The sequence below is a fragment of the Streptomyces lucensis JCM 4490 genome (assembly GCF_014650035.1).
Lineage (GTDB): Bacteria > Actinomycetota > Actinomycetes > Streptomycetales > Streptomycetaceae > Streptomyces > Streptomyces lucensis.
Genome location: NZ_BMUE01000010.1, coordinates 114,204 through 140,338, shown reverse-complemented (window position 1 = coordinate 140,338; position 26,135 = coordinate 114,204). Strand labels below are relative to the sequence as shown.

Sequence of the window (26,135 nt, the reverse complement as noted above, 5' to 3'; positions counted from 1 at the left end):
CCGGGTGCGGGTACGCGGCAGCCGGCCGTGCGGTTCCCCGCGCCCCTTGGGGTGGGGGCTGGTCTCGGCTGGGAGGGGGCGGCGCCGGCTCGAAGGGGGATGCGGAGGTGCCCTAGGGGCGCGGGGAACTGCGCGACCGGGCCCCACGCGCCCGCGGACGGTGAACGGCCTCAGGCGCCCCGGCGCTACGCCGGACCCGCACCCGCGGAGGGGTCCGGCGCTACGCCGTGGCCGCACCCGGAGCCGGCGGAGCCAGCTGGCGGGACAGCCAGGTCGGGACGCCGCCCAGCAACCGGAACAGGCGGCGAGCCTCCTCGCGCAGCCGCCCCGCCTCCGGCTCGGACTCCGTGTCGGCCAGGGAGACCAGCGCGGGCGCCGTACCCACCAGATAGCCCAGCTCCTCCCGGATCCGCAGCGATTCGGCGAAGCCGTGCCGCGCCTCGGCCAACTCGCCGTCCCGGAGCGCGAGTCCGGCCAGATGGCGCCAGGTGAACGACAGCAGCAACGGATCGGCGTGCGCGGCGGCGCCCGCGTGCGCCCGGCGGTACGCGGCGCGAGCCGCCTGCGGCGACCGGCTCAGGTTCTCGGCGAGCAGCCCCCGGCGGAAGTCCAGCAGGGCCCGCCCGGCCGCCCCCGGAGGGATCAGCGCCGCGGCCCGGCCGAGCGCGGCCCGCGCCTCGTCGGCCCGGTCGCGGACCCCGTGCAGCGTCGACGCGTAGGCGAGCTGGCCCCGCTCGCAGGCCGCCGCCCCCCGCTCCTCGTCGCCGTGCGCGAGCGCCTCCGCCGTGCGCAGCGCGTCCTCGGCCTCCTCCCAGCCCCGCTCGGTGTACAGGCACCGCTCGACGAACAGGGCCGCCCGCTGCAGCGCCGTCGCCGGGACGTCGGCCGGCAGCAGGGCCGCCGCGTCGGCCCAGCAGGCCCGCGAGCGCAACCGCCATACCGCGGTCTGGAGAGGATCGTCACCGGCGGTCGTTCCGTTACCAGACATGGCGGAATGCGCCACGTTGCCCTCCCCGAGCACGCCATCGAGCTGTTGAGTGGTGGCGGCATTCCAGCACCAATCGCGGGGCCGGGCCAAGAGGATGGGTGAAAAAATTCACAAAGTCGTGGGGCGCGGGGGTGACCGGCTTTCGCCGTCCCGCGCCCCCGCCGGCGTCAGCTCATGCGCAGTGCCAGGAAGAAGTCCAGCTTGTCCTCCAGGCGCGACAGGTCGCGTCCCGTCAACTGCTCGATACGGCCGACCCGGTAGCGCAGTGTGTTGACGTGCAGGTGGAGACGGGTGGCGCAGCGGGTCCAGGAGCCGTCGCAGTCGAGGAACGCCTCGAGCGTCGGGATCAGTTCGGCCCGGTGGCGGCGGTCGTAGTCCTTCAGCGGATCGAGCAGGCGCGCGGTGAAGGCGCGGCGGACGTCGTCCGGGACGAAGGGCAGCAGCAGGACGTGCGAGGCCAGCTCCTGGTGCCCGGCCGCGCAGACCCGGCCGGGGCGGGCCGCGGCGACCCGGCGGGCGTGCCGGGCCTCCTCCAGGGCGCCGCGAAGCCCCTCCGCCGAGTGCACGGCCGCGCTCACGCCGAGGGTGAGCCGCCCGTCGCCGTCCAGGCCCGCCGACAGCGGCTCACGCACCGACCGCAGGAGCGCGTCGGCCAGCAGCCCGGTCTCCGAGCCGTCGTGCTCGGCCGAGACCGCGGGGAGCGGGACCAGGGCGATCGCCTCGTCCCCGGTGTGCGCCACCGCGATGCGGTCGGACGGCTCCGGGCCGGTCGCCAGCGGGTCGACCAGCACCTCCTCCAGGAGCGACTGGGCGACCGGGCCGCCCTCGACCTCCTCGCCCTCCCACTCGACGCGGGCCACGACGACCTGCCAGTGCGGGGCGGCCCCGAGGCCGGGCAGCAGCACCGGCGCGGCGACCCTGAGCCGGGCCGCGATCTCGGCGGGCGCGGCGCCCGTCTGCACCAGCTCCAGCACCTCCTGGGCGAGCCGGCGCCGCACGGTACGGGCCGCGTCCCGGCGGTCCCGCTCCACGGCGATCAGCTGGGTGACGCCCTGGAGCAGGTCCAGCCGCTCCTCGGGCCAGTCGCCGGCGTCCGCCTCGACGGCCAGCAGCCAGTCCGACAGGACCGTCTCGCGCACGTCGCGGGAGGCCTGCGGGGAGCGGCCCGTGGAACGGACGGGGAAGAGCGAGTAGGTGGCGGCGCCCACCTGGACCCGGTGCGGTCCGCGCCGTGCGGTGCGGGTGGCGGCCAGGTGCTCGGCGGCGAGCCGGGTGCAGATCTCGGCGGGCAGCGCGGGGCCCGTGACCTTGGAGCCCGCTATCAGGCGGCCGGTGGGGGAGAGCACCCAGGCGTGCAGGTCCAGGTCGGAGCCGAGCAGGTCCAGGACCACGTCGGGGCCGCCGCCGGCCGGGCCGGAGGTCATCATCCGGCGGTGCCGGTCCACCACGGCCGCCAGGTCCCCGGCCCGCTCGCCGGACACCTGCCGGACCACGTGCTCGGTGATCGTCGCGAAGGCCACCGACTCGTGCACCGCGAACAGCGGCAGCCGGTGCCGGGCGCAGGCCAGCACCAGGTCGTCCGGCACGTCGCCCAGCTCGGCCTCACCGGCGGCGAGGGCCGCCACACCGGCCTGCACGAGGATCCGGACGAACGGGTCGGAGTCCGCGGCGTCCCGGCGCCAGGCCAGGCCCGTGAGCACCAGCTCACCGCCGGACAGGTAGCGGCTCGGATCGCGCAGGTCGGTGGTCATGACACCGCGTACCGAGCGGTCCAGCTCGTCCTCGCCGCCGAGCAGCCGCAGCCCCAGCGCATCGGTGTCCAGCAGTGCGCGCAGCCGCATCTCGTCGCCGCCGTTCTTTGTCTAGAAACCTACGATGAATGCCGGAGGGCGGCGGGAGAGCCGCCCGGAGAGGGCGCGCACGTGTGCGCTCCAGGGGCCTCGTGCCGTGCCCTGTGTTTCCTCGGGAAAACAGAGATGTTGCCGATGCCCCCCGTTCATACGAATCTACAAGATGCTCCCCCTGGCCAGCGAACTCCTTCATGGTTTCCGTGACTGACCCCGCCGGAGCAACGGACGGTGTACTGAGCCCACTCCGCGTAAAGAGCACATGAACGAGCCGGGCCCGCCGCACACGGATTGGCTCAATCTGTACGACCCACGAGACGAAGAAGAGAGCCGGTCATGGACTTCCTTCGCCCCGCCAGCTGGGAGGAGGCGCTCGCCGCGAAGGCCGAGCACCCCACCGCTGTGCCGATTGCGGGTGGCACCGACGTGATGGTCGAGATCAACTTCGATCACCGCCGGCCCGAGTACCTGCTCGACCTCACCCGGATCGGCGATCTCTACGAGTGGGAGACCGGCGAGGACACCGTACGGCTCGGCGCGTCCGTGCCCTACACCCGGATCATGGAACACCTCCGGGCCGAGCTGCCCGGCCTCGCGCTCGCCTCGCACACGGTCGCCTCCCCGCAGATCCGCAACCGCGGCGGCGTCGGCGGCAACCTCGGCACGGCCTCGCCCGCCGGCGACGCCCACCCCGCCCTCCTCGCGGCCGGCGCCGAGGTCGAGGCGGAGTCCGCGGCCCGCGGCACCCGCCTCATCCCGATCGACGCGTTCTACACCGGCGTCAAACGCAACGCGCTCCAGCCCGACGAGCTGATCCGCGCCGTCCACATCGAGAAGGCCGACGGCCCGCAGCAGTACTCCAAGGTCGGCACCCGCAACGCCATGGTCATCGCCGTGTGCGCCTTCGGCCTCGCCCTGCACCCCGCGACCCGCACCGTGCGCACCGGCATCGGGTCCGCGGCACCCACGCCGGTGCGGGCCAGGGCCGCGGAGGAGTTCCTGAACGCGGCCCTGGAGGAGGGCGGCTTCTGGGACAACCGAAAGATCATCACCCCTTCGGTCGCCAAGCGGTTCGCGGAGCTGTGCTCCGGCGCCTGCAACCCGATCGACGACGTCCGGGGCACCGCGAGCTACCGCCGCCACGCGGTCGGCGTGATGGCCCGCCGGACGCTCACCTGGACCTGGGAGTCGTACCGCGGCGCCCGCCGCGCCACCGAGGGAGCTGCGTGATGCGCGTCAACTTCACCGTCAACGGACGTCCGCAGGAGGCCGACGACGTATGGGAGGGCGAGTCCCTGCTGTACGTGCTGCGCGAGCGCCTCGGCCTGCCCGGCTCCAAGAACGCCTGCGAGCAGGGCGAGTGCGGCTCCTGCACCGTACGCCTGGACGGCGTGCCGGTGTGCTCCTGCCTGGTCGCGGCCGGCCAGGCCGAGGGCCGCGAGGTCGTGACCGTCGAGGGGCTGGCGGACCACGCCAGGCAGCGCTCCCGCGGCGGTTCCCGCGGCGTCCCGCTCGACGAGGCCAAGGCCTGGCAGGCCGGCGGACCCGGCTCCCGCACCGGCGAGGAAGCGGAACTCAGCACCGTCCAGCAGGCGTTCATCGACGCCGGCGCCGTCCAGTGCGGCTTCTGCACCCCAGGACTGCTCGTCGCCGCCGACGAGATGCTGGAGCACAACCCCGACCCGAGCGACGCGGACATCCGCGAGGCCCTGTCGGGCAACCTGTGCCGCTGCACGGGCTACGAGAAGATCATGGACGCGGTCCGCCTGGCCGCCGCACGCCAGTCCGGGGAGGTCTGACATGCCGGCCAACGGCGCTCCTACGAAGATCACGCAGGGCTCGCGGAGCAGGGGCGGCATCGGCGAGTCCACGCTCCGCCCGGACGGCACCCTCAAGGTCACCGGCGAGTTCGCCTACTCGTCCGACATGTGGCACGAGGACATGCTCTGGGGCCAGATCCTGCGCTCCACCGTCGCGCACGCCGAGATCGTGTCCATCGACACCTCCGAGGCCCTCGCCCTGCCCGGCGTGTACGCGGTCATGACCTACGACGACCTGCCCACCGAGGTGCGGAACTACGGCCTGGAGATCCAGGACACCCCGGTCCTCGCCCACGGCAAGGTGCGCCACCACGGCGAGCCGGTCGCGATCGTCGCCGCCGACCACCCGGAGACCGCCCGCCGCGCCGCCGCCAAGATCAAGGTCGAGTACCGGGAACTGCCGGTCGTCACCGACGAGGCCTCCGCGACCGCCCCGGACGCGGTCCTCGTGCACGAGGACCGCGACGACCACCACGCCGGGCACGTCCCGCACCCGAACATCGTCCACCGCCAGCCGATCGTGCGCGGCGACGTGGCGAGCGCCCGCGGGCGGGCCGACGTCATCGTCGAGGGCGAGTACACCTTCGGCATGCAGGATCAGGCCTTCCTCGGCCCCGAGTCCGGCCTCGCGGTGCCCGAGGAGGACGGCGGGGTCCACCTCTACATCGCCACCCAGTGGCTCCACTCCGACCTGCGTCAGATGGCGCCCGTCCTCGGCCTGCCCGAGGACAAGGTGCGGATGACCCTGGCCGGCGTCGGCGGCGCGTTCGGCGGACGCGAGGACCTGTCCATGCAGATCCACGCCTGCCTGCTGGCGTTGCGCACCGGCAAGCCCGTGAAGATCGTCTACAACCGGTTCGAGTCCTTCTTCGGGCACGTCCACCGCCACCCGGCCAAGCTGTACTACGAGCACGGGGCCACGCGCGACGGCAAGCTGACGCACATGAAGTGCCGGATCGTCCTGGACGGCGGCGCCTACGCCTCCGCCTCCCCGGCCGTCGTCGGCAACGCCTCCTCGCTCTCCGTCGGGCCGTACGTGGTCGACGACGTCGACATCGAGGCCATCGCCCTGTACACCAACAACCCGCCCTGCGGCGCCATGCGCGGCTTCGGAGCGGTCCAGGCGTGCTTCGCCTACGAGGCGCAGATGGACAAGCTGGCCAGGGAACTCGGCATGGACCCGGTGGAGTTCCGGCAGCTGAACGCGATGGAGCAGGGCACCCTGATGCCCACCGGACAGCCGGTCGACTCCCCGGCCCCGGTCGCCGAACTCCTGCGCCGCGTCAAGGCGATGCCGCTGCCGCCGGAGCGCCAGTGGGAGTCCAGCGAGGGCGCCGACGTGCGGCAGCTGCCCGGCGGCCTGTCCAACACCACGCACGGCGAAGGCGTCGTACGCGGCGTCGGCTACGCGGTCGGCATCAAGAACGTCGGTTTCTCCGAGGGCTTCGACGACTACTCCACCGCACGCGTCCGCATGGAAGTGGTCGCCGGCGAGCCGGTGGCCACCGTGCACACCGCGATGGCGGAGGTCGGCCAGGGCGGCGTCACCGTCCACGCGCAGATCGCCCGCACCGAGCTGGGCGTCGCCCAGGTGACCATCCACCCGGCCGACACCAAGGTGGGCAGCGCCGGTTCGACCTCGGCCTCCCGGCAGACGTACGTCACCGGCGGCGCCGTGAAGAACGCCTGCGAGCTGGTCCGCGAGCAGGTCCTGGAGATCGGCCGGCGCCGGTTCGGCAGCTACCATCCCGCCTGGGCCACCGCCGAACTCCTGCTGGAGGGCGGCAAGGTGGTCACCGACGGCGGCGAGGTGCTGGCCGACCTGGTGGACGTCCTCGGCGACGAGGCCGTCGAGGTCGAACGGGAGTGGCGGCACCGGCCGACCGAGGCCTTCGACCTGCGCACCGGCCAGGGCAACGGACACGTCCAGTACTCCTTCGCCGCCCACCGCGCGGTCGTCGAGGTCGACACCGAACTCGGCCTGGTCAAGGTCGTCGAACTGGCCTGTGCCCAGGACGTCGGCAAGGCGCTCAACCCGCTCTCCGTCGTCGGCCAGATCCAGGGCGGCACGACCCAGGGCCTGGGCGTGGCGGTGATGGAGGAGATCATCGTCGACCCGAAGACCGCGAAGGTCCGCAACCCCTCCTTCACGGACTACCTGATCCCCACGATCCTCGACACGCCGACCATCCCCGTCGACGTGCTCGAACTCGCCGACGACCACGCCCCGTACGGGCTGCGCGGCATCGGCGAGGCCCCGACCCTGTCGTCGACCCCGGCCGTCCTCGCGGCGATCCGGAACGCGACGGGCCTGGAGCTCGACCGTACGCCGGTCCGCCCGGAACACCTCACGGGCACGGCGTAAGCCGCGCCGTCGCCGGGCAACGCTCGACCACGGCCACCCCGGCGCCGGTCACCAGGTACCACGTTCGTCTCGGGCCGTCCCCCGGGCCGTCCAATCCCAAATCCCGCCCGCCGCCCCACGGCGGGACGGGTGCCCCTATGAACCTTGGGAGTTGGCCCATGACCCAGCAGTCAGTGGAGCCCAGGAGCACGGCCGAGGACGCGGGTGAGGGCACCCGCGTCCCGGCCGGCAGATCCTGGCTCGACCGGTACTTCCACATCACCGGCAGAGGATCCACCGTCGCACGTGAGGTGCGCGGCGGCGTCACCACCTTCATGGCGATGGCCTACATCCTCCTGCTCAACCCCCTGATCCTGTCCGGGAAGGACGCGGCCGGGGACACCCTCGGACAGCGGGCCCTGATCACCGCGACCGCGTTCGCCGCCGCCCTCACCACGCTGCTGATGGGCCTCGTCGGCAAGGCGCCCCTCGCGCTCGCCGCCGGCCTGTCGGTCTCCGGCGTCCTGTCCTCGCAGGTCGCCCCCGACATGACCTGGCCGCAGGCCATGGGCATGTGCGTGGTGTACGGCGTCGTCATCATGCTGCTGGTCGTCACCGGCCTGCGCGAGATGATCATGAACGCGATCCCGCTCGCGCTCAAGCACGGCATCACCATGGGCATCGGCCTGTTCATCGCCCTCATCGGCTTCTACAAGTCCGGCTTCGTGCACCAGGGCAAGGCCACCCCGGTGAGCCTCGGCCCCGCCGGCGAACTCGCCGGCTGGCCGGTCCTGCTCTTCGCCGGCACCCTGCTGCTGATCTTCATGCTCCAGGCGCGGAACATCCCCGGCGCGATCCTGATCGGCATCGTCTCGGGCACGGTCGTCGCCGCCGTCCTCAACGGTCTCGGCGTGATCGACCCGAAGCAGTGGGCGGGCGGCGCGCCCGAACTGCGGGGCAGCGCGATCTCGATGCCCGACTTCTCGCTCTTCGGGCACGTGGAGTTTGGCGGCTGGGGCGAGGTCGGCGCGATGACCGTCGGCATGATCGTCTTCACCCTGGTCCTGGCCGGCTTCTTCGACGCGATGGCCACCATCATCGGCGTCGGCACCGAGGCCGGGCTCGCCGACGACAAGGGCCGGATGCCGGGCCTGTCCAAGGCGCTGTTCATCGACGGCGCGGGCGGTGCCATCGGCGGCGTGGCGGGCGGCTCCGGCCAGACCGTGTTCATCGAGTCGGCCACCGGGGTCGGTGAGGGCGCCCGCACGGGTCTGGCCTCGGTCGTCACCGGACTGTTCTTCGCCGCCTGCCTGTTCTTCACCCCGCTGACCGCGATCGTGCCGCAGGAGGTCGCCTCCGCCGCCCTGGTGGTCATCGGCGCGATGATGCTGATGAACGCCCGGCACGTCGACTGGGCCGACCGCGCCACCGCGATCCCGGTGTTCCTGACCGTCGTCCTGATGCCGTTCACGTACACCATCACCTCCGGTGTCGCCGCGGGCGTCATCTCCTGCACCGCCATCAAGACCGCCCAGGGCAGGGCCCGCGAGCTCGGCGTGTTCATGTGGGGTCTGACGGCCGTCTTCCTGGTCTACTTCGCCCTCCACCCGATCCAGGGCTGGCTGGGCGTCCACTAGCCCGCCCGGCCTTCCCCGCACCGCGACCCCGTTAGGAGACCGACAGATGCTGGACATCGCCGAGGAGCTGAACCGGTGGGTCGAGCAGGGCCGTGACTTCGCCGTCGCCACCGTGGTGGCCGTCGCCGGCAGCGCCCCCCGCCGCCCGGGCGCCGCCCTCGCGGTGGACGCCGGGGGAACGGCGATCGGCTCGGTCTCCGGCGGGTGCGTGGAGGGCGCCGTGTACGAGCTGTGCCGGCAGGCGCTGCTGGACGGGGAGACCGTCGTGGAGCGCTTCGGGTACAGCGACGAGGACGCCTTCGCCGTCGGCCTGACGTGCGGCGGCGTCATCGACGTCCTCGTCACGCCGGTCCGGGCGGACGGTCCCGCCCGGCCGGTGGTCGCGGCGGCGCTGGCCGCCGCCGCGCGCGGCGGGGCGGCGGCGCTCGCGCGGATCGCGGACGGCCCGGACGGGCTGCGGGGCCGGGCCCTCCTCGTCCGCCCCGACGGCTCCTTCGACGGCTCCTTCGCCGCCCACCCCGAACTCGACCGCACGGTCGCCGCCGAGGCCCGCGCCTTCCTGGACGCGGGCCGCACCGGCACGCTGGAGATCGGTGCGCGGGGCTCGCGCTGCGGCTCCCCGCTCACGGTCCTCGTCGAGTCCTCCGTCCCCGCGCCCCGGATGATCGTGTTCGGCGCCATCGACTTCGCCTCGGCCCTGGTCCGCGTCGGCAAGTTCCTCGGGTACCACGTCACCGTGTGCGACGCCCGTCCGGTGTTCGCCACCCGCACCCGCTTCCCGGAGGCCGACGACATCGTCGTGGAATGGCCCCACACCTACCTGGAGCGCACCGAGGTCGACGCCCGCACGGTCCTGTGCGTCCTCACCCACGACGCCAAGTTCGACGTACCGCTGCTGCGGCTCGCGCTGCGCCTGCCCGTCGCCTACGTCGGCGCGATGGGCTCCCGCCGCACCCACCTCGACCGCACCGAGCGACTGCGCGAGGTCGGCGTCACCGAGCTGGAGCTGGCCCGGCTGCGCTCCCCGATCGGCCTGGACCTCGGCGCCCGTACGCCGGAGGAGACGGCCCTGTCCATCGGCGCGGAGATCGTCGCGAACCGGCGCGGCGGCAGCGGGGTGCCCCTGACCGGGGCGCACACGCCCATCCACCACGACGGCGCCCCGCACCCGGCCGGGCGCATCGGAAGCGTGGCCTGAGGCCCCGGAAAAACGCTTGCCGGACGGTGCCACCCCCGTGTTTGCATGGGCCCATGGTGTCCACCGACCGGCTGGCCGCGTTCGCGGCGCTGTCCCTCCTGCTCATCGTCGTGCCCGGCCCCAGTGTGCTGTTCGTGATCGGCCGGGCGCTGGCCCACGGCCGCCGGGCCGCGCTGACCAGCGTCGCCGGCAACACGCTCGGCGCGTACGTCCTCGTCGTGGCCGTCGCGCTCGGTGTCGGTTCGGTCGTGGAGCGCTCGGTCCTCGTCTTCACCGCCCTGAAGCTCGCGGGCGCCGCCTACCTCGTCCACCTGGGGGTGAAGGCGTGGCGGCGGCGCGGCTCGCTGCGGGCCGCGTTCACCGGGACGGACGGTCCGGCGCACGGCGGTCTGCGCACCCTGGCGGAAGGTTTCGCGGTCGGCGTGGCCAATCCCAAGACCATCGTCTTCTTCGCCGCCGTGCTGCCCCAGTTCGTGGACCGCGGCCAGGGTCACGTGCCGGCGCAGATGCTGTTGCTGGGACTGGTGTTCAACGCCATCGCCCTGGCCTCCGACAGCGCGTGGGGGCTGGTCGCCTCCGCCGCCCGCGGCTGGTTCGCCCGCTCGCCCCGGCGGCTCGCCGCGGTCGGCGGAGTGGGCGGGCTGACGATGATCGGCCTCGGCGTGACGGTCGCGGCGACGGGCCGCACGGACTGAACGCGCGGCGGACACGGGCACGCCAGGCCCTGTCCGCCCCGCCCTGTCTGCTCGCGCGCCCGCGCTTGGTCCGGTCCCGCGTTTGGTCCGGTCCCGCGTTTGGTCCGGTCCCGCGTTTGGTCCGGGCCGCGCTGGGTCCGGGCCCGCGCTAGGTCCGGGCCCGCGCTGGGTCCGGGCCCGCGCTTGCCCCGGTCCGCGCCCGCACTTCCTCTGGGCCGGCGCTCCGCCCGGGCCGGCGCTTCGTCCGGACCCGCGCCTGGTCCGTGCTCGCGTCCGCCTCGTTCATGCCCGCCGGAGCAGCCGGTCCGCCGCGCGGCCGAACATCGCGCGAGCCGTCCGTTCCAGGACGCCGTCGAAGACGCGGGGCAGGAAGCGGACCCGCAGCTCCTCCCGCCACACCACCCGGCTGGCGCCCCCGGGCCCCGGGCGGACCTCGATCTCCGCCCAGCCGAGGACCACCCGGCCGCGCTTCTCCAGGCGGCACAGCCCGGGCTCGCCGTCGGCGGGCGGGCGCCAGACCGTCACCTCCATGATGTCGTCGAAGACCAGCGGGCCGACGCCCGAACGGGCGACGAAACGGGTGCCCTGCCGGGTCGGCCCGGGCGTGAGCACCTCGATCCGGGTCAGCGGGACCGCGCCGGCGTGGCGGGGCCACTCGGTGAGCCGGCGCCACGCCTCGCCGAGGGCGAGCGGGGCCGTACGCGTGAAGGAGAAGGTCGGCACGGCACGATCGTAGGCAATGCCCGCCGGTCACCCGCGCGTTCGCCGACCGCGTCACCCTCCTGGGCCGCGCCGCTGCGGCGGTGTCAGGGGCGGTACACCTTGCCGGGCTCGGCCTTGCCGGGCGCCAGCAGCTGGGGGACCGTCACGAAGACGTACCCGCGCTCCTTCAGCGCGTCGATGATCCCCGGAACGGCGGGCACCGTGCCGGCATAGATGTCGTGCAGCAGGATGATGCCGTCCCTGGTCGTCTGGTCGAGGACGCGTCGGGTGATGAGCGCGGAGTCGTCGGTCGTGTAGTCCTTGGCGGTCACGCTCCACAGCACCTCCGCCAGACCCAGCTCCTTGGCGATCGCGTGCACGTTCGCGTCCGTGCGGCCCTGCGGGGGGCGCATCAGCGTGGGCTTGTGACCGGTGAGTCGCTCGATCGCGTCGTTGGGGCGCTTCAGCTCCTCGCGTATCTGCGCGTCCGATATGCGGGTGAGGATCTTGTGGTCCCAGGTGTGGCTCGCGACCTCGTGGCCCTCGGCGGCCATCCGCTTGACCAGCTCCGGGTACTTCTCGATATGTCGCTTGCCGAGAAGGAAGAAAGTGGCCGGAACCTTCTTCTCCTTGAGGATGTCGAGCAGCCGTGCCGAGTTCTCGCTCGGCCCCGCGTCGAACGTGAGCGCCACGCACTTGGCCTCGCGGCAGTCGACGGTTCCCCACTGCGCCGGTGCGCCGTGCGCGGCCTCGGCACGCGCGGCGCTCGGTGCGGTCGTGTCGACCTCCGCGCAGCCGGACAGGGCGAGCGCGAGGGAGACGGCGGCCGAGGCGAGCGCGGCGGCACGGAACCCTCGGCGCCCTTCGCGCATCTTCCTGGTCGCGCGGGTCGGCGTCGGGATCTTGTCGGTCAAGAGAGGCATGCCGGGACTATACACTCAGTGTATAGGATGCGTGTTCGAATTTTTCTGCTTGGTCGACCTGGTCAACGCCGGCCACCGGTCGCCCCCCGGGGCGGTGCCTCACCGCCGTAGCACCATGGAGGGAGGGGCCCACGCAGGAGGACGACCATGCGCTTCCGGGACCGCGCCGAAGCCGGACGGGAACTCGCCGGACTGCTGAGCGCCGCGCACGCGCGCGGTGACCTCCCCGACCCCGTCGTGCTCGCCCTGCCCCGCGGTGGCATCGCCGTGGCCGAACCGGTCGCCCGGGCCCTCGGCGCCCCGCTCGACGTGCTCGTCGTCCGCAAGATCGGCGCCCCCGGCCAGGAGGAGTTCGCCGTCGGAGCACTCGCCGCGGACGACCCGCCGCTCTTCGACGAAACCACTCTCGGCGAGCTGGGCCTCACCGAGGAGTCCCTGGCCCCGGTCGTCGAGCGCGAGCGGCGGGAACTGCGCCGCCGCGAACAGCGCTACCGGGGCGACCGTCCGCCCCCCGACCTCGGCGGCCGTACGGTGATCGTGGTCGACGACGGCCTGGCCACCGGCGCCACCGCCCGCGCGGCCCTGCGCCACCTGAGGCGCCTGCGCCCCGCGCGGCTCGTCCTGGCCGTACCCGTCGGCGCCCCCGACTCCCTCGACCTGCTCGCCGCGGAGGCCGACGTCGTCCTGTGCCCGCACCGCCCGTCCGGTTTCGCCGCGGTCGGCCAGTGGTACGACGACTTCGAACAGCTCACCGACACCCAGGTGCTCGCCGCACTGCACGGTCACTGAGCCCGCCGGACGCCTGGCCGGCACTGCGACCGCCTACGTTCCCCGGGCTGACGGCCCCGGACCCGCGCCTCTTGGCCGGCGTCCGACGCGCGCCGACCTGACGCCGGACCAGCCGTGGTCAGCCGGACCACCCCGGCGGGGCCTCACGCCCCTCGCGCGCGCAGCCGCCCAGGCGCACCCGGCGAGAGGTGCCCGGCGGATGCCGCGGCCCCTGCGGACGCACCTGGCGATGCCCCCGACCTGCACCCGTGCGGCCGGGATCCGCGCAGCCGCATCCGGTCCGGCTCTGCGCGTGTGGACGCGCGGTCCTCCCGGCGGCGGCGAGCCGACCGGCGTCATTCGGCATGACGGCTCAGCAGCGCGGCCGTCGTCGCCCAGGTGCCGGGCCGGCCGCGGTCAGCCGGATGCCCCGGCGAGGGATGCGCGCTCCTCGCGCCGCCGCCCAAGGCGCACGGCGTGCTCGCCGTCTCCTGCCTCGCCCTCCTCATCCGGCCGGCGATCCCGGGCATCCCGCTCCGGCCCCGGGCACCGTCGACCACCCGGCCCCGTGTCCGCAGGGCGCTCCGCGTCCGCGAGGCGGCTCCGCCCCGGCGAGGGCCGTGGCACGGGTGCCGTCGTCCACCGCCCGGCCAGGCCCCGGCGCTTTCAGGAACGGCCCCACGCAAGTGTGAGCGCCCGACCCTGGGCCCGGCCCGCCTCGGCGGCGGGGCCGCGGGTGCCCGGGTCCAGCGGATTGCCGCCGATCGCCGCCGCCGACGCCTCGTCCGGGGCGACCACCACCACCTCCGCGCCCCCGTCGCGCAGCTCCTCGACGGCGCGTTCCAGCGGCTGCTCGCTGGGGAACGGCTCGGTGGCGCCCATCGGCACCAGCACCAGCACCCGGTCCGCACCGGCGGCGAGATCGACGTTGGCCATGGAACGCACCCCGCCGTCCACGTACCGGCGCGCGCCGATCGTCACCGGCGGCCACACACCCGGCACGGCGCAGCTCGCCGCGACGGCCTCCACCAGCGGCACGCCCGAAGTCCGGTCGAAGACACGGGGCTCGCCGCTCTCCGCGTCCACCGCGACGACCTTCAGCGCCCGCTCCGGCCACCCGTGGGACGGCAGCCGGGACTCGATCACCGCGCGGCGCCGCGACTCGGACACCGTGTCCGCCTCCAGTGCCAGCCGACCGACCGCGCGCCGCAGTTCCGGCACGGAGGCCGACGAGGCCGTGGCGGCGCCGAACTCAACGGCGAACTTCTCCATATCCATCTCGGCCATGATCTCGGCGGACTGCCGCGCGGGATCCACCTGCCGGGCGTACAGCTCCGCCAGGCTCAGCCCGCTGCCCACCTGGGCCGCCACGGTCGACCCGGCGGACGTCCCGACGAGCAGACCGGCCCCCGTCACATCCCGCCCGGCTTCGGCGAGCCCCGTCAACACCCCGGTCAGCCAGGCGATTCCGCCCACGCCGCCGCCACCCAGTACCAACGCCTCGCTCATGTCCACCCCGTTCGCTCAGTTCTTGATCCCTTCATACGGCACCGGCCGCCCGCCGGCCATTCCCCCGTGCGTAATCGCCCTCCCGGCGGGCACGGGGCGCACCGCGGACAGCAGGTGTCCGCAAGGGGCGTTAGCGTGCGGCCATGACGAAGCGCAGCGCGCACCGGAGCACGGGCGCCGGTGCCCCGGTCCTCGACACCCGTGCCCTGAACCGTGCCACCCTCGACCGGCAGCTCCTGCTGCGCCGCTCCCGGCGGTCCGTCCAGGACGCCGTGCACCATCTGCTCGGGCTCCAGGCGCAGAACGTCAAACCGCCGTACCATGCCCTCGCCGCCCGCCTCGACGGCTTCGCGCCCGAGCGGTTGTCCGTGCTCATGGCCGGCCGTGACGTCGCGCGGATCGTCACCCTGCGCTCCACCATCCACACCCACACCGCCCACGACTGCCTGACCCTGCGCCCCTTCGTGCAGCCGGCCCGCGACCGCGAACTGGGCGCTTTTCGCCGGGGGTTGAACGGCGTCGACCCGGACCGCCTCGCGGCCGTAGCCCGGGAACTGGTGGAGACCGAGCCGCGCACCATGGCCCAGTTGCGGCGGGCACTCGGCGCCCGGTGGCCGGACGCCGACCCGCGAGCCCTCGCCGTCGCCGCCCGCTGCACGCTCCCGCTCGTCCAGGTCACCCCGCGCGGTCTGTGGGGCGAGAGCGGCCAGGTCGCCCTCACCACCGCCGAGCACTGGCTGGGCCGCCCGGCCGGACCGGCCCCCGCGCCGGAGGCCGTCGTCCTGCGCTACCTCGCCGCCTTCGGCCCCGCCTCCGTGAAGGACATGCAGACCTGGGCCGGACTCACCCGCCTGCGGGACGCCTTCGAGCGGCTGCGCCCCCGGCTGGTCGCCTTCCGGGACACCGGCGGCACCGAACTCTTCGACCTGCCCGACGCCCCGCGTCCCGACCCGGACACCCCGGCGCCGCCCCGCTTCCTGCCCGAGTTCGACAACCTCCTGCTCTCCCACGCCGACCGCACCCGCGTCGTACCACCCGCCCACCGGGGCCGCAACTGGCAGGGCAACCAGGCCCACCGCGCCCTCCTGGTCGACGGCTTCCTGGCCGGCCTGTGGAAGCAGGCGCCCGACGCCCTCGTCATCGAGCCGTTCGGGAAGCTGACCGGGGCGCAGCGGGAGGAGGTCGCCGAGGAGGGCCTGCGGATGCTGCACGTCATGCACCCGGGCACGGCGTTCGACGTCCGGTTCGGTGACGTCACCGGGCGCTGACGCCCTGGCGGCCCCGTCTACAGTCGGGCGCATGGAACTCCGCCAGCTGAACTACTTCGTCGCCGTGGCCGAGGAGTTGCACTTCGGGCGTGCGGCCGAGCGGCTGCACATCGTGCAGTCGGCGGTCAGCCAGCAGATACAGCGGCTGGAACGGGAGCTGGGCGCCGAGCTGTTCGACCGTTCGCCGCGCCGGGTGCGGCTGACCGGGGCGGGGGAGCGGCTGCTGCCCGAGGCCCGGGCGGTGCTGGCGGCGGCGGAGCGGGCGCGGACGTCCGTGGCGGCGACCGCCGGGCTGCGCCTCGGCACCAGCACCGGGCTCGGGGCCCATCTGGACCGGGTGCTCGCCGCCTTCGCCGAGCGGGTGCCCGACGTGGCGGTGGAGCTGGTCTCGCTCCCGGCCGGCGAGCGGCTGGAGCGCGTCGCGGCGGGCCGGCTGGACGCCGCGTTCGTCCGCTCGGCCGAGCCGCCGCCCGGAGTGCGGGTGCTGCCGCTGTGGCCCGACCCGCTGGTGGCCGCGCTCCCGGCCGGGCACCCGCTCGCGGCCCGGGACGAGATCGACGTGGCGGAGCTGGCCGGACTGCCCCTCGCCCTCACCCCGCGCGCCACCAACCCCGCCCTGGTCGACCTGGTCGTCGGCGCCTGTCACGCGGCCGGTTTCGAGCCGGTACCGGGACCGGCCGGCGGCTCGCTGCACGACACGCTCGCCGTCATCGGCACCCGGCCCCTGTGGACGGTCGTCTACGCCTCGCACGCGCGTGTGCTGCACACGCCCCGGGTCTCCTACGTTCCCTTCCGCGCGCCGGGCCTCGCCCTCGTCACGGGCCTCGCCGTATCCGCCGCCCGGCCCGCCCGGCACCTGGAGGAACTGCTCCTGGCCTGCGGTCATCACGAAAGCTGATCGCTGCGGTCGCGGACCGGCCCTTGGTCGCCGGGACGGCAGGCGGTGGACTGGACCCATCGCGACAGCAGGCGGCGACCGCCGCCCCGTCCATGAGGAGTCAGCCATGCCGATCGTCACCGTCCAGCAGGGCCCGCGCGACACCGAACTCAAGCGGGACCTCGTCAGGCGGATCACCGACGCGTTCGTCGACGCCTACCGGGTCCCCGCCGAGACCGTGCAGGTGTGGATCCACGAGGTGCCGGCGGACAGCTGGGGCGCGGCCGGGAGGCTCACCGCCGACAGGTAGCCGCCGCGTTCCACGGGGGTGAACGTGGAGAGGGAGGCGTTGCGGGCCGCTCGTGGTGGCCCGCAACGCCCCCCTGGCAATGACCCGAGGGGTGCTCGGGAAGTCTTCCGGGCTACGAGTTGACCTGCGCGGTCACCAGGTTCGAGAAGGTGGTCAGCCGGGTGTACACACCCGGGTAACCAGCCTCCGCGCACCCCTCGCCCCAGGAAGTGATCCCTGCCAGGACGCCCCCGATGAGCAGGGGACCGCCGCTGTCGCCCTGGCAGGTGTCTACGCCGCCGGAGGTGTATCCGGCGCAAACCATGTCGGACTGCACGAAGTCCGAACCGTAGGAGGAACGGCAACTGGAGTCGGACACGACCGGCACGGTCGCGGTCCGCAGCTGGTTGGAGGAGTTGCCGCTCTCCGAGGTGGTGCCCCAGCCGAGGATACGGGCCGTGGTGCCGGCCGCGTACACGCTCGTCTGGGCGGAGGAGACGTACTTCGCCGTGGTGTACGGCATCGACGTCGACAGGGTCAGCACGGCCACGTCCTCGCCGTTCGTGGCGTCCGTGTAGTCCGGGTTGATCCAGATCTTGCTGACCTTGGCGACCGTGCCGTTGGTGCCGTTCAGGTAGGTCCGGCCGCCGACCACGCGGACGCTTCCCGTGGTCTCGCCCACCATGCAGTGCGCCGCCGTCACGACCTTCCTGGGCGCCACCAGGGTGCCGCCGCAGAACTGGTTCTGGGACGCGTCCGTGATCTGCATCATGAACGGGTACGCGGTCGTCGTGGTGGTCGTCCCGCCGACGATGGGCTGCGGTGCGGCGTTCGCCGTGGGGGAGGCGAGCAGCGCGGTCGCCGCGGCGGCGGTGGTGGCCATCAGGGTCGCGGCGGTCTTTCTGGCACGTCTGGGCCCGAACATGAGTCTCCTCAGTGGGGGTTGCACCGGTGGGGGATCGCGCGGGTGGGGATGTGCACGGGGGTCGCGGGACCGACCCCCGTGTGCCCGGGCGAGCGGCACGCCCCTTACGCTAGGACCCGGCACCCTCGGCTCCCAATGAGGGAACCCCCTAGGGGGTTGGGTGAGGGAAAACCCTCGGTCCGGATCAGTTAACAAGATCGCACCTCAGGGCGCGCGGCGACCTGCCGCCAATCGGACGATGTCGACGCGGGATCGGATCCCCAGCTTGCGGTAGACCCGGGTCAGGGTCGCCTCCACCGTCTTCACGCTGATGAACAGCCGGGCGGCGATCTCCCGGTTGGTCGCGCCCTCCATGACGAGCGCCGCGACCTGACGCTCCATCGCGGCGAGGACGTCCAGCGCCTCCAGGGTGTCCCGCACGGCCGGCGCGGGATCCGTCTGCGGAGCCCGCAGCGCCTCGTCCACCTGGCGCAGCCACGGCAGCGCCCGGCAGCGGCGGAACAGCCGGACGGCCTCGTCGTACGCCGTCGTCCGCTGGAGCGGGTCCTGGGCGTAGCGGGCGCGCAGCCGGGCCAGCGCGAACGCCGCCCGCGCCTCCTCCAGGCCGTTGCCCAGCTTGCCGAGCCGGTCCTGAGCGGACGTCAGCTGGGCGACGGCGGCCTCATGGTCCCCGCGGGCCGCCCGGACCAGGGCCTCCGCCCGGTCCAGCACCGCGATGACACTCTCCCGGCCCAGCCTCAGGGCGTGTTCGCGGGCCCCGTCGATGACCTGCTGCGCCTCGCCCGGCTCCCCGGCCAGCACCAGCGCCTCCGCCAGGTCGCCGTGCCAGCGGCCACGTGCCGGGTCGGTGATGCCGAGCCCCAGCTCCAGTTCCCGCACCCGGCCGAACGCCTCCACGGCGGCCCGGGCGTCCCCGGCGACGAAGTGGGCGTAGCCCAGGGCGGCCACGGCGCGGGAGAGGTACATCTGGTCGCCGTCCTCCTCGGCGTGCCCGATCGCCTCGCGGGCGAGCGTCAGCGCCCGCTCGGTGTCCCCGCCCGAGGCCTCGGCTATCGAGGCCAGCGTCGCGGACGCGCTCTCGCCGATGCCGGTGTCGCGGGCGAGCAGCAGGCTCTCCCGGGACAGCTCCAGGGCCCGCCCGCAGTGCCCGGCGCGCAGTTCGGTCTCGGCGAACATGCGCAGGAAGTGCACCTCGCTCTCGACCATGCCGCGCCGCCGCACCTCGCGCAGCAGCGCGGTGATGGTGGTGCGGGCCTCGGCCAGCTGGTCGCTCATCAGCAGCCAGCGGTAGCGGGCGTAGCCGACGCCGTTGTGGTGGCAGGCGACGTAGGGGTCCTGCGGCTCCTCCAGCGCCCGTCTGGTGGTGGCGGCGGCGTCCGGGTGGCCCATCAGGGTCTCGCTGGAGGCCTGGAAGGCGCGCGCCATCAGCTCGGTGCGCCGGTCGGCGGCGCGGGCGGCCAGGGCCGCGGCGCGCGCGGCCTCCGCGCGGGACTCGGCGAAGTCGCCCTCGACCAGCAGGGCGCGCCAGGCGAGCATGTACCGAACCAGCGCGAGCAGTCGCGGGTCGTCACCGGCGTCGGCCAGCGCCTGCGGGAAGACGGCGTCCACGTCGCCGAGCGCCTGCCCGGCCGACTCGATGACCACCATCCACGCCCGCACCCGCTCGGCGGGCACCACCGCCCGGGTCAGCACGTCGCGGGCGATGTCCCGGGCGAGGTCCGTCTCGCCGGCCGTGATGGCGTCCTCGGCGGCCCGCAACCGACGCTCGGCCTCGCCCGGCTCGCCGTCGGCCGGGGTGTGCCGGGCGGCCAGCAGCCCGAGCGAGGCGGCCATCGACGGCGCCCCCCGGTCCCGGGCCAGCGCGGCGGCCTCGGCCAGCCGGGCGGCCACGTCCGGGTCGGTGCCGGTGGTGGCCAGCGCCAGGTGCCGGGCCCGTTCGATGGGGTCCGAGGCCGCGGTCGACAGCGCCGCGTGCACCGTCCGCCGCTCCTGCGCGGGCGCCTCCGCGTACAGCGCGGCGGATATCAGCGGGTGCGCGAACCGCACCGCCGGACCCTCGGCCTCGGTGGCCAGCAGCCCGAGTTCCGCGGCCTGGGCGCACTCGGCCTCGGCGTTCTCCCGGCCGGCCGCGTCCAGCAGTGCCAGGGTGGGGCGGGCGCCGGCGCTGGCCACCAGCAGGGTGCGGCGGGCCTCCACCGACAGCATGTCCAGGCGGCTGAGCACCAGGGCGCGCAGCGAGGTGGGCACCGGCAGCGGCTCACCCGGGCGGGGCGGGGCCGGGGTCTCGGCCAGGGCGCGGCCCAGCTCCAGGGCGAACAGCGGGTTGCCGCCGCTGGTGCGGTGCACCTCGCGCACCGTGGAGCGGGGCAGGCCGTGGTAGCCGCGGTGGTCCAGGAGCGTGCTCAGCTCGGCGCGGGAGAGGGGGCCCAGCCGTACCGAGAGGGTGCCCGGCGGGCAGGCGCGCAGGTGGCGGTCGTAGTCCTCGTCCTCGGTGCGCACCGCGCACAGCATCTGCACCGGGGTGTCGCCGAGGCGGCGGGCGGCGAAGCCGAGCAGTTCGGCGCTGGCCGGGTCCAGCCACTGCAGGTCGTCGGCGACGATCAGGACCGGGCCCCGCTCGGCGAGCGCCCGCAGCGCGGAGAGCACCGCGAGGCGCAGGGCGAGGCCGTCGCGCTGGAGGCTGGACTCGCCGCGGCCGGTGAGCGCCGACTCCAGCGCGGTGCGCTGGGCCGCGGGCAGCCGCGGACAGACCTCGTCGAGCACCAGCCCGAGGAGGTCGGCGAGGGCCAGGAACGGCAGGTGCGATTCGGACTCGGTGGCCGAGCAGCGCAACACGGTCCGCGCTCTCGCGCCGTATTCCTCGGCCAATGCCCGCAGGACCGTGGATTTCCCTATTCCGGCTGGGCCGTGGAGCAGCAGGCTGCCGCCGGAGGCGAGCTGGTCGCGGGCGCTGTTGAACAGATCCTCGCGGCCGATGACCAGGTCCGGGTGGCATCGAACCGACTCCTGGAAGTCCCGTCGCACGGTCAGCGCTCCCCTCCTGTGTCGTGTCCGGGCCAAATTCTAGGCAACGATCCTTGAAATTCGGACGGAAGCCGTGGTGAGGGAAATAACAAACGGTCAAGGACTGTGAAAATTCATGGCGACGCCACGTGAATGGGCAGGTTTCCTTACCGGCGTCCCCGCCCCGCCCGTTGCTACGGCAGCAGCCCCGCCCTGCGGGCCGCCGTCACCGCCTCCCCTCGGGTGTGTGCGCCCAGTTTGCGCATCGCGGAGCGCAGGTAGCCCTTGACCGTCTCCGGACGCAGCCCCAGCCGCTCGGCCACGGTCGCGTTGGTGGCACCCGCCGCCACCCAGGAGAGCACGTCCAGCTCACGCGGCGCCAGGCTCCCGCCGCCGGCCGGCCGCGGCGCCGTCAGCAACCCGCACGCGGCCAGCAGCTCGGCCCGCAGCCCGGGGTCCGCGATCCGCGGCGCCAGCGCCCGCAACGCCGCGTGCGCCTCGCGCACCTGCTCCCAGCCGGCCCCCCGGTCGCCACCGGCGGGCTCCGGCCCGGCCTGGGGCAGCAGCCCGCGCGCCTCGTCCCGCACCACCAGCGCCTGCTCCACGTCCCGGGCCACCGCCAGGGCCGCGCCCAGGGTGCGGTCGCCCAGCGGCTGGGCCGAGCGCAGCGCGCCGTACAGCACCCCGCGCACCCGCCGCCGCACCACGACCGGCACCGCGAGCACCGAGCGGATGCCCTCGGCGGCCACCGGCGCGTCGTACTCGTGGCTGATCTGCCGGGAGCTGGAGTACTCCGTCACCGCGCACGGCCGGGCGAGCGCCACCGCCTTGCCGCCCAGCCCGTTGCCGGAGGTCACCGTGAGCGAGCGCAGGGCCGCCGTGGTGGTGCCGCTCAGTTCGCTGATGCGCACCTGCGGCCGCCCGGGCTCGACCAGCCCGCCGAAGGCGACCGGGAGCCCGGTCGCACGCCGCAGCCGGGCCAGCGCGCCGCCGATCTCCGCCGCTCCCGCCGCGTCTGACGTCACCTGTTCGCCCCTTCGGCCGCTCACACCCCCGTTCGGGGGTAGTGAGACCTGCATCACGGATTAGACGATGCCAGAGAGCCGCCCGGCAATGGTCCGGTACTGAGGAGGACACCAATGACGACGGCGACGGAGCTGTTCCGCGGGGCCCGGGACTTCCTGCTGGAGCACCGCGAGGACTGGGCCACCGCCTACGGCGGGTTCACCTGGCCGCGGCCCGAGCACTTCAACTGGGCGCTGGACTGGTTCGACGTGATCGCCGAGGGCAACGACCGGACCGCCCTGCACATCGTCGAGGAGGACGGCACCGAGACCCGGCTGTCCTTCGCCGAGCTGTCCGAACGCTCCAACCGCGTCGCCCGGTGGCTGCGCGAGCGGGGGGTCGCCGCCGAGGACCGCGTCCTGGTCATGCTCGGCAACCAGGCGGAGCTGTGGGAGACCGCGCTGGCCGCGATGAAGCTGCGCGCGGTCGTCATCCCGGCCACCCCGCTGCTCGGCCCCGCCGACCTGTGCGACCGCGTCGACCGGGGCCGGGTGAAGCACGTGATCGCGCGCGCCGGGGACACCGCCAAGTTCGACGGCGTGCCCGGCGCCTACACCCGGATCAGCGTCGGCGGCCTGCCGGAGGAGGGCTGGGAACCGTACGAGGACGCGTACGCCGCCCCCGCCGAGTTCCTGCCCGACGGCCCCACCCTGGCCGACGACCCGCTGATGCTCTACTTCACCTCGGGCACCACCGCCCGACCCAAGCTGGTCGAGCACACCCACACCTCGTACCCGATCGGGCACCTGGCCACCATGTACTGGATCGGCCTGCGTCCGGGCGACGTGCACCTGAACATCTCCTCGCCCGGCTGGGCCAAGCACGCCTGGTCCAACCTGTTCGCCCCGTGGAACGCCGAGGCGACCGTCTTCATCTTCAACTACACCCGCTTCGACGCGGCCCGCCTGATGGCCGAGATGGACCGGGCCGGCGTCACCACTTTCTGCGCCCCGCCGACCGTGTGGCGCATGCTCATCCAGGCCGACCTCGGCCAGCTGCGCATCCCGCCCCGCGAGGTCGTCGCCGCAGGGGAGCCGCTCAACCCGGAGGTGATCGAGCAGGTCCGGCGGGCCTGGGGAGTGACCGTCCGGGACGGGTTCGGGCAGACCGAGACGGCCGTCCAGGTCTCCAACAGCCCCGGCCAGGTCCTGAAGACCGGCTCCATGGGCCGCCCCAGCCCCGGCTACCGCGTCGAGCTGCTCGACCCGGTCTCGGGCGCGCCCGGGGTCACCGAGGGCGAGGTCGCCCTCGACCTCTCCGAGCGGCCGGTCGGCCTGATGACCGGCTACCACGGCGACCCCGACCGCACGGCCGAGGCCATGGCGGGCGGCTACTACCGCACCGGCGACATCGCCGCGCGCGACGAGGACGGCTACCTGACCTACGTCGGACGCGCCGACGACGTCTTCAAGGCCTCCGACTACAAGATCAGCCCCTTCGAGCTGGAGAGCGCGCTGCTGGAGCACGAGGCGGTCGCCGAGGCGGCCGTCGTCCCGGCCCCGGACGAGCTGCGGCTCGCCGTGCCCAAGGCATATGTCGTCCTCGCCGAGGGCTTCGAGCCCGGCCCCGGCACCGCCAAGGTCATCTTCGAGCACTCGCGCCAGGTGCTCGCCCCGTACAAGCGCATCCGCCGGCTGGAGTTCGGCACGCTGCCCAAGACGGTCTCCGGCAAGATCCGCCGGATCGAGCTGCGCGAGGCCACGGCGGCCGGCGCCCAGGACGAGTACCGCGAGGAGGACTTCCGGTGACATCGGAACCGTCGTACACCCACGGCACGGGCGGCACCGCCCTGCTCGGCGACACCATCGGCGCCAACCTCGACCGGGCGGTGGCCGCCTGGCCGGACCGCGAGGCCCTGGTCGACGTGCCCTCCGGACGGCGCTGGACCTACGCCGAGTTCGCCGCCGACGTCGAACGGCTGGCCCGCGCGCTGCTCGCGAGCGGGGTGGCCAAGGGCGACCGGGTCGGCATCTGGGCGGTCAACTGCGCCGAGTGGGTCCTGGTGCAGTACGCCACCGCACGCGCCGGCGCCGTCATGGTCAACATCAACCCGGCGTACCGCACGCACGAGGTCGAGTACGTCCTCAACCAGGCGGGGATCTCCCTGCTGTTCGCCTCCCTCGGCCACAGGACCAGCGACTACCGGGCGATGGTCGAGGAAGTGCGCGGCAGATGCCCGCGGCTGGAACGGACCGTCTACATCGGGGACCCGAGCTGGGAGGCCTTCGCCGCGCGCGGTTCAGAGGTGCCGCGTGACGAACTGCGGGCGCGGGAGGCTTCGTTGTCCTGCGACGACCCCATCAACATCCAGTACACCTCGGGCACGACCGGATTCCCGAAGGGCGCCACCCTCTCCCACCACAACATCCTCAACAACGGCTACTTCGTGGGCGAGCTGGTCTCCTACACGGAACAGGACCGGATCTGCATCCCGGTGCCCTTCTACCACTGCTTCGGCATGGTGATGGGAAACCTGGCCGCCACCTCGCACGGCGCGTGCATGGTGATCCCGGCCCCGTCCTTCGAGCCGAAGGCCACCCTGGAGGCGGTGCAGCGCGAACGCTGCACGTCCCTGTACGGCGTCCCGACGATGTTCATCGCCGAGCTGAACCTCCCGGACTTCGCCTCCTACGACCTCGCCACCCTGCGCACCGGCATCATGGCCGGCTCGCCCTGCCCGGTGGAGGTGATGAAGCGGGTGGTCGCCGAGATGCACATGGAGGAGGTCTCCATCTGCTACGGCATGACGGAGACGTCACCGGTGTCGCTGCAGACGCGGATCGACGACGACCTGGAGCACCGCACGGGCACCGTGGGCCGGGTCCTGCCGCACCTGGAGACCAAGGTCGTCGACCCGGCCACCGGGGTCACGCAACCGCGGGGTGCGGCGGGCGAGTTGTGCACCCGGGGCTACAGCGTGATGCTCGGCTACTGGAACGAGCCGGACAAGACGGCCGAGGCCGTCGACGCGGGCCGCTGGATGCACACCGGCGACCTGGCGGTGATGCGCGAGGACGGCTACGTCGAGATCGTCGGCCGCATCAAGGACATGATCATCCGGGGCGGCGAGAACATCTACCCGCGCGAGATCGAGGAGTTCCTCTACGCCCATCCCAAGATCAGGGACGTCCAGGTCGTCGGAGTGCCGCACGAGACGTACGGCGAGGAGGTCCTCGCCTGTGTCATCCCGCTCGACGCGGCCGACCCCCTCACCCTGGAGGACCTGCGCGCCTTCTGCCGGGACCGGCTCGCGCACTACAAGATCCCCAGCAGGCTGCAGATCCTCGACGCCTTCCCGATGACGGTGTCCGGGAAGGTGCGCAAGGTCGAACTGCGGGATAAGTACCAGGTGTGAAAGGGCGGTAACCGAGCATCTGCTTCCTGTTCGCCGGCGGGTCCCGGGCGGACGAGCGCGCAGTCGGCGGCGCGCTCGGCCCGGGACGCGCCGGCGTTCCCGCTCCCCGGGGGCCTTCAGTCCCCGTCCGGCGCCCCGGGCCCCTGCCGTGACGCCCGCTCGGCGGTCAGTGCGGCCGCCGCGTCGTTCGCCGGCCGCGTGACGCCCGGCGGGCCCAGGGCGAACAGCGGTATCCGCAGCGCGGCGGCGCGGTCGAGGGCCTCGGCCGTATAGCCGGCGCGGGAGAAGTACACGCATTCCGCGGCCTGGGTCATCGCCGTCAGCCACAGGCACTCCACGTCCCGCTGCCCGGCCGGCCGTGGCGTGGCGTCGACCTGGGCGAGCAGCCCGTGGGCGGCCAGCCCGACGCCGCCGGACGGCCGCCGGCCGGCCCGGCGGACGTCCCGGTGGCCGAGCCCGAGCAGACAGAGCACGGCGGCGCCGACGGCGTCGCGGGCGGTGGGCGGGAGCGGGCGGCGGACGGCGAAGGTGTCCGCCCCTGGCGCGTCCGGGGGCGACGCCCGGGGCATGCCCGCCAGGGGGATGAGCAGCACCGAGCCGCACGGGCAGCCCAGTTCCGGGCGGGGCCACTGGTTGCGGCGCCCGCAGGCGGCGCACGGCACGGTCACCCACTCGTCGTCCCAGGCCCGGTGCGCCGCCACGGCCGGTTCGGAGGCCGGATCCACCCGGGGGGCGCCGGGGGCGCCGCACGCGCACGGGTACACCGGCGCGGTGTAGACGTGCGCGCGCCGACAGGCCGGACAGCGCACCGGCACGCTCTCGGGCATGGTCCCTCCAAGGCGTCGCGCCGGGACGGTCGTTGCCCGGACGGCGCCTCCCATCGTGCCCTTCCGGCACCCCGGTCGTCCGGCCCTTGGGGGAC

At 74.0% G+C, this 26,135-nt stretch carries 21 protein-coding genes; 12 read left to right on the top strand and 9 right to left on the bottom strand.

Annotated elements, in window-relative coordinates; genetic code table 11:
- Positions 1-220: 220 nt before the first annotated feature.
- Together IE177_RS22730 and IE177_RS22725 are read right to left on the bottom strand one after the other, a co-directional pair.
- Positions 221-988: a hypothetical protein gene (locus tag IE177_RS22730; protein ID WP_190017226.1), complete on the bottom strand. Its 768-nt coding sequence runs from the start codon at positions 986-988 to the stop codon at positions 221-223.
- Positions 989-1,155: 167 nt separating this feature from the next.
- Positions 1,156-2,829, bottom strand: a complete 1,674-nt coding sequence (locus IE177_RS22725; protein WP_190017225.1) for a PucR family transcriptional regulator — start codon at positions 2,827-2,829, stop codon at positions 1,156-1,158.
- 342 nt (positions 2,830-3,171) lie between these two features.
- Here IE177_RS22725 and IE177_RS22720 point away from each other — a divergent pair, with 342 nt between their 5' ends.
- From IE177_RS22720 to IE177_RS22695, 6 genes are all read left to right on the top strand, one after another.
- On the top strand, positions 3,172-4,065 hold the full coding sequence (locus tag IE177_RS22720) for an FAD binding domain-containing protein (RefSeq protein ID WP_190017224.1): 894 nt from the start codon (positions 3,172-3,174) through the stop codon (positions 4,063-4,065).
- Entirely contained in the window at positions 4,065-4,634 is a 570-nt protein-coding gene (locus IE177_RS22715) for a (2Fe-2S)-binding protein (protein ID WP_190017223.1), read from the top strand. Before IE177_RS22720 ends, IE177_RS22715 begins: the two co-directional genes overlap by 1 nt.
- Before the next feature lies 1 nt (position 4,635).
- Entirely contained in the window at positions 4,636-7,020 is a 2,385-nt protein-coding gene (locus IE177_RS22710) for a xanthine dehydrogenase family protein molybdopterin-binding subunit (RefSeq protein ID WP_190017222.1), read from the top strand.
- Between the two features lie 158 nt (positions 7,021-7,178).
- Complete coding sequence (locus IE177_RS22705; protein WP_190017221.1) at positions 7,179-8,636, top strand: NCS2 family permease; 1,458 nt, start codon at positions 7,179-7,181, stop codon at positions 8,634-8,636.
- A 46-nt stretch (positions 8,637-8,682) separates the two neighbouring features.
- The gene (locus IE177_RS22700; protein WP_190017220.1) at positions 8,683-9,834 is read left to right on the top strand and encodes an XdhC family protein; all 1,152 of its coding nucleotides are present in this window, start codon (positions 8,683-8,685) and stop codon (positions 9,832-9,834) included.
- Positions 9,835-9,887: 53 nt separating this feature from the next.
- Entirely contained in the window at positions 9,888-10,529 is a 642-nt protein-coding gene (locus IE177_RS22695) for a LysE family translocator (protein WP_190017219.1), read from the top strand.
- A gap of 282 nt (positions 10,530-10,811) precedes the next feature.
- Here IE177_RS22695 and IE177_RS22690 read toward each other — a convergent pair whose 3' ends face one another.
- Positions 10,812-11,252, bottom strand: a complete 441-nt coding sequence (locus IE177_RS22690; protein ID WP_190017218.1) for an SRPBCC family protein — start codon at positions 11,250-11,252, stop codon at positions 10,812-10,814.
- A gap of 83 nt (positions 11,253-11,335) precedes the next feature.
- The gene (locus IE177_RS22685; protein WP_373305153.1) at positions 11,336-12,103 is read right to left on the bottom strand and encodes a polysaccharide deacetylase family protein; all 768 of its coding nucleotides are present in this window, start codon (positions 12,101-12,103) and stop codon (positions 11,336-11,338) included.
- A 198-nt stretch (positions 12,104-12,301) separates the two neighbouring features.
- Between IE177_RS22685 and IE177_RS22680 the strand changes: the two genes are divergently transcribed.
- Positions 12,302-12,943 (top strand): phosphoribosyltransferase, encoded by a 642-nt coding sequence (locus IE177_RS22680; RefSeq protein ID WP_190017216.1) that lies wholly within the window; start codon positions 12,302-12,304, stop codon positions 12,941-12,943.
- 645 nt (positions 12,944-13,588) lie between these two features.
- Here IE177_RS22680 and IE177_RS22675 read toward each other — a convergent pair.
- Complete coding sequence (locus IE177_RS22675; protein ID WP_190017215.1) at positions 13,589-14,431, bottom strand: patatin-like phospholipase family protein; 843 nt, start codon at positions 14,429-14,431, stop codon at positions 13,589-13,591.
- A gap of 143 nt (positions 14,432-14,574) precedes the next feature.
- On the opposite strand from IE177_RS22675, the gene IE177_RS22670 reads away from it, so the two are divergent.
- The 3 genes from IE177_RS22670 to dmpI all read left to right on the top strand — a co-directional run bounded on the left by IE177_RS22670 (position 14,575) and on the right by dmpI (position 16,886).
- Entirely contained in the window at positions 14,575-15,699 is a 1,125-nt protein-coding gene (locus IE177_RS22670) for a winged helix DNA-binding domain-containing protein (protein ID WP_190017214.1), read from the top strand.
- A 31-nt stretch (positions 15,700-15,730) separates the two neighbouring features.
- The gene (locus IE177_RS22665) at positions 15,731-16,597 is read left to right on the top strand and encodes a LysR family transcriptional regulator (RefSeq protein WP_190017213.1); all 867 of its coding nucleotides are present in this window, start codon (positions 15,731-15,733) and stop codon (positions 16,595-16,597) included.
- A 106-nt stretch (positions 16,598-16,703) separates the two neighbouring features.
- On the top strand, positions 16,704-16,886 hold the full coding sequence (gene dmpI, locus IE177_RS22660) for a 4-oxalocrotonate tautomerase DmpI (protein WP_190017212.1): 183 nt from the start codon (positions 16,704-16,706) through the stop codon (positions 16,884-16,886).
- A 112-nt stretch (positions 16,887-16,998) separates the two neighbouring features.
- Here the strand turns inward: dmpI and IE177_RS22655 are convergent, their stop codons facing one another.
- The 3 genes from IE177_RS22655 to IE177_RS22645 form a co-directional block, all read right to left on the bottom strand.
- Positions 16,999-17,790: a S1 family peptidase gene (locus IE177_RS22655; protein WP_190017211.1), complete on the bottom strand. Its 792-nt coding sequence runs from the start codon at positions 17,788-17,790 to the stop codon at positions 16,999-17,001.
- A gap of 204 nt (positions 17,791-17,994) precedes the next feature.
- Positions 17,995-20,820 carry a helix-turn-helix transcriptional regulator gene (locus tag IE177_RS22650; protein ID WP_190017350.1) on the bottom strand — a complete coding sequence of 942 codons (2,826 nt, stop codon included), beginning with the start codon at positions 20,818-20,820 and terminating at the stop codon, positions 17,995-17,997.
- Between the two features lie 167 nt (positions 20,821-20,987).
- On the bottom strand, positions 20,988-21,818 hold the full coding sequence (locus IE177_RS22645; RefSeq protein WP_190017210.1) for a helix-turn-helix transcriptional regulator: 831 nt from the start codon (positions 21,816-21,818) through the stop codon (positions 20,988-20,990).
- A 114-nt stretch (positions 21,819-21,932) separates the two neighbouring features.
- Between IE177_RS22645 and IE177_RS22640 the strand changes: the two genes are divergently transcribed.
- Positions 21,933-23,606, top strand: coding sequence for an AMP-binding protein (locus IE177_RS22640; RefSeq protein WP_190017209.1), 1,674 nt, complete (start codon positions 21,933-21,935; stop codon positions 23,604-23,606).
- Positions 23,603-25,213, top strand: coding sequence for an AMP-binding protein (locus IE177_RS22635; protein ID WP_190017208.1), 1,611 nt, complete (start codon positions 23,603-23,605; stop codon positions 25,211-25,213). The genes IE177_RS22640 and IE177_RS22635 overlap by 4 nt, the downstream gene beginning before the upstream one ends.
- A 116-nt stretch (positions 25,214-25,329) precedes the next feature.
- Here IE177_RS22635 and IE177_RS22630 read toward each other — a convergent pair whose 3' ends face one another.
- Positions 25,330-26,040: a hypothetical protein gene (locus IE177_RS22630; protein ID WP_190017207.1), complete on the bottom strand. Its 711-nt coding sequence runs from the start codon at positions 26,038-26,040 to the stop codon at positions 25,330-25,332.
- Positions 26,041-26,135 lie beyond the last annotated feature (95 nt).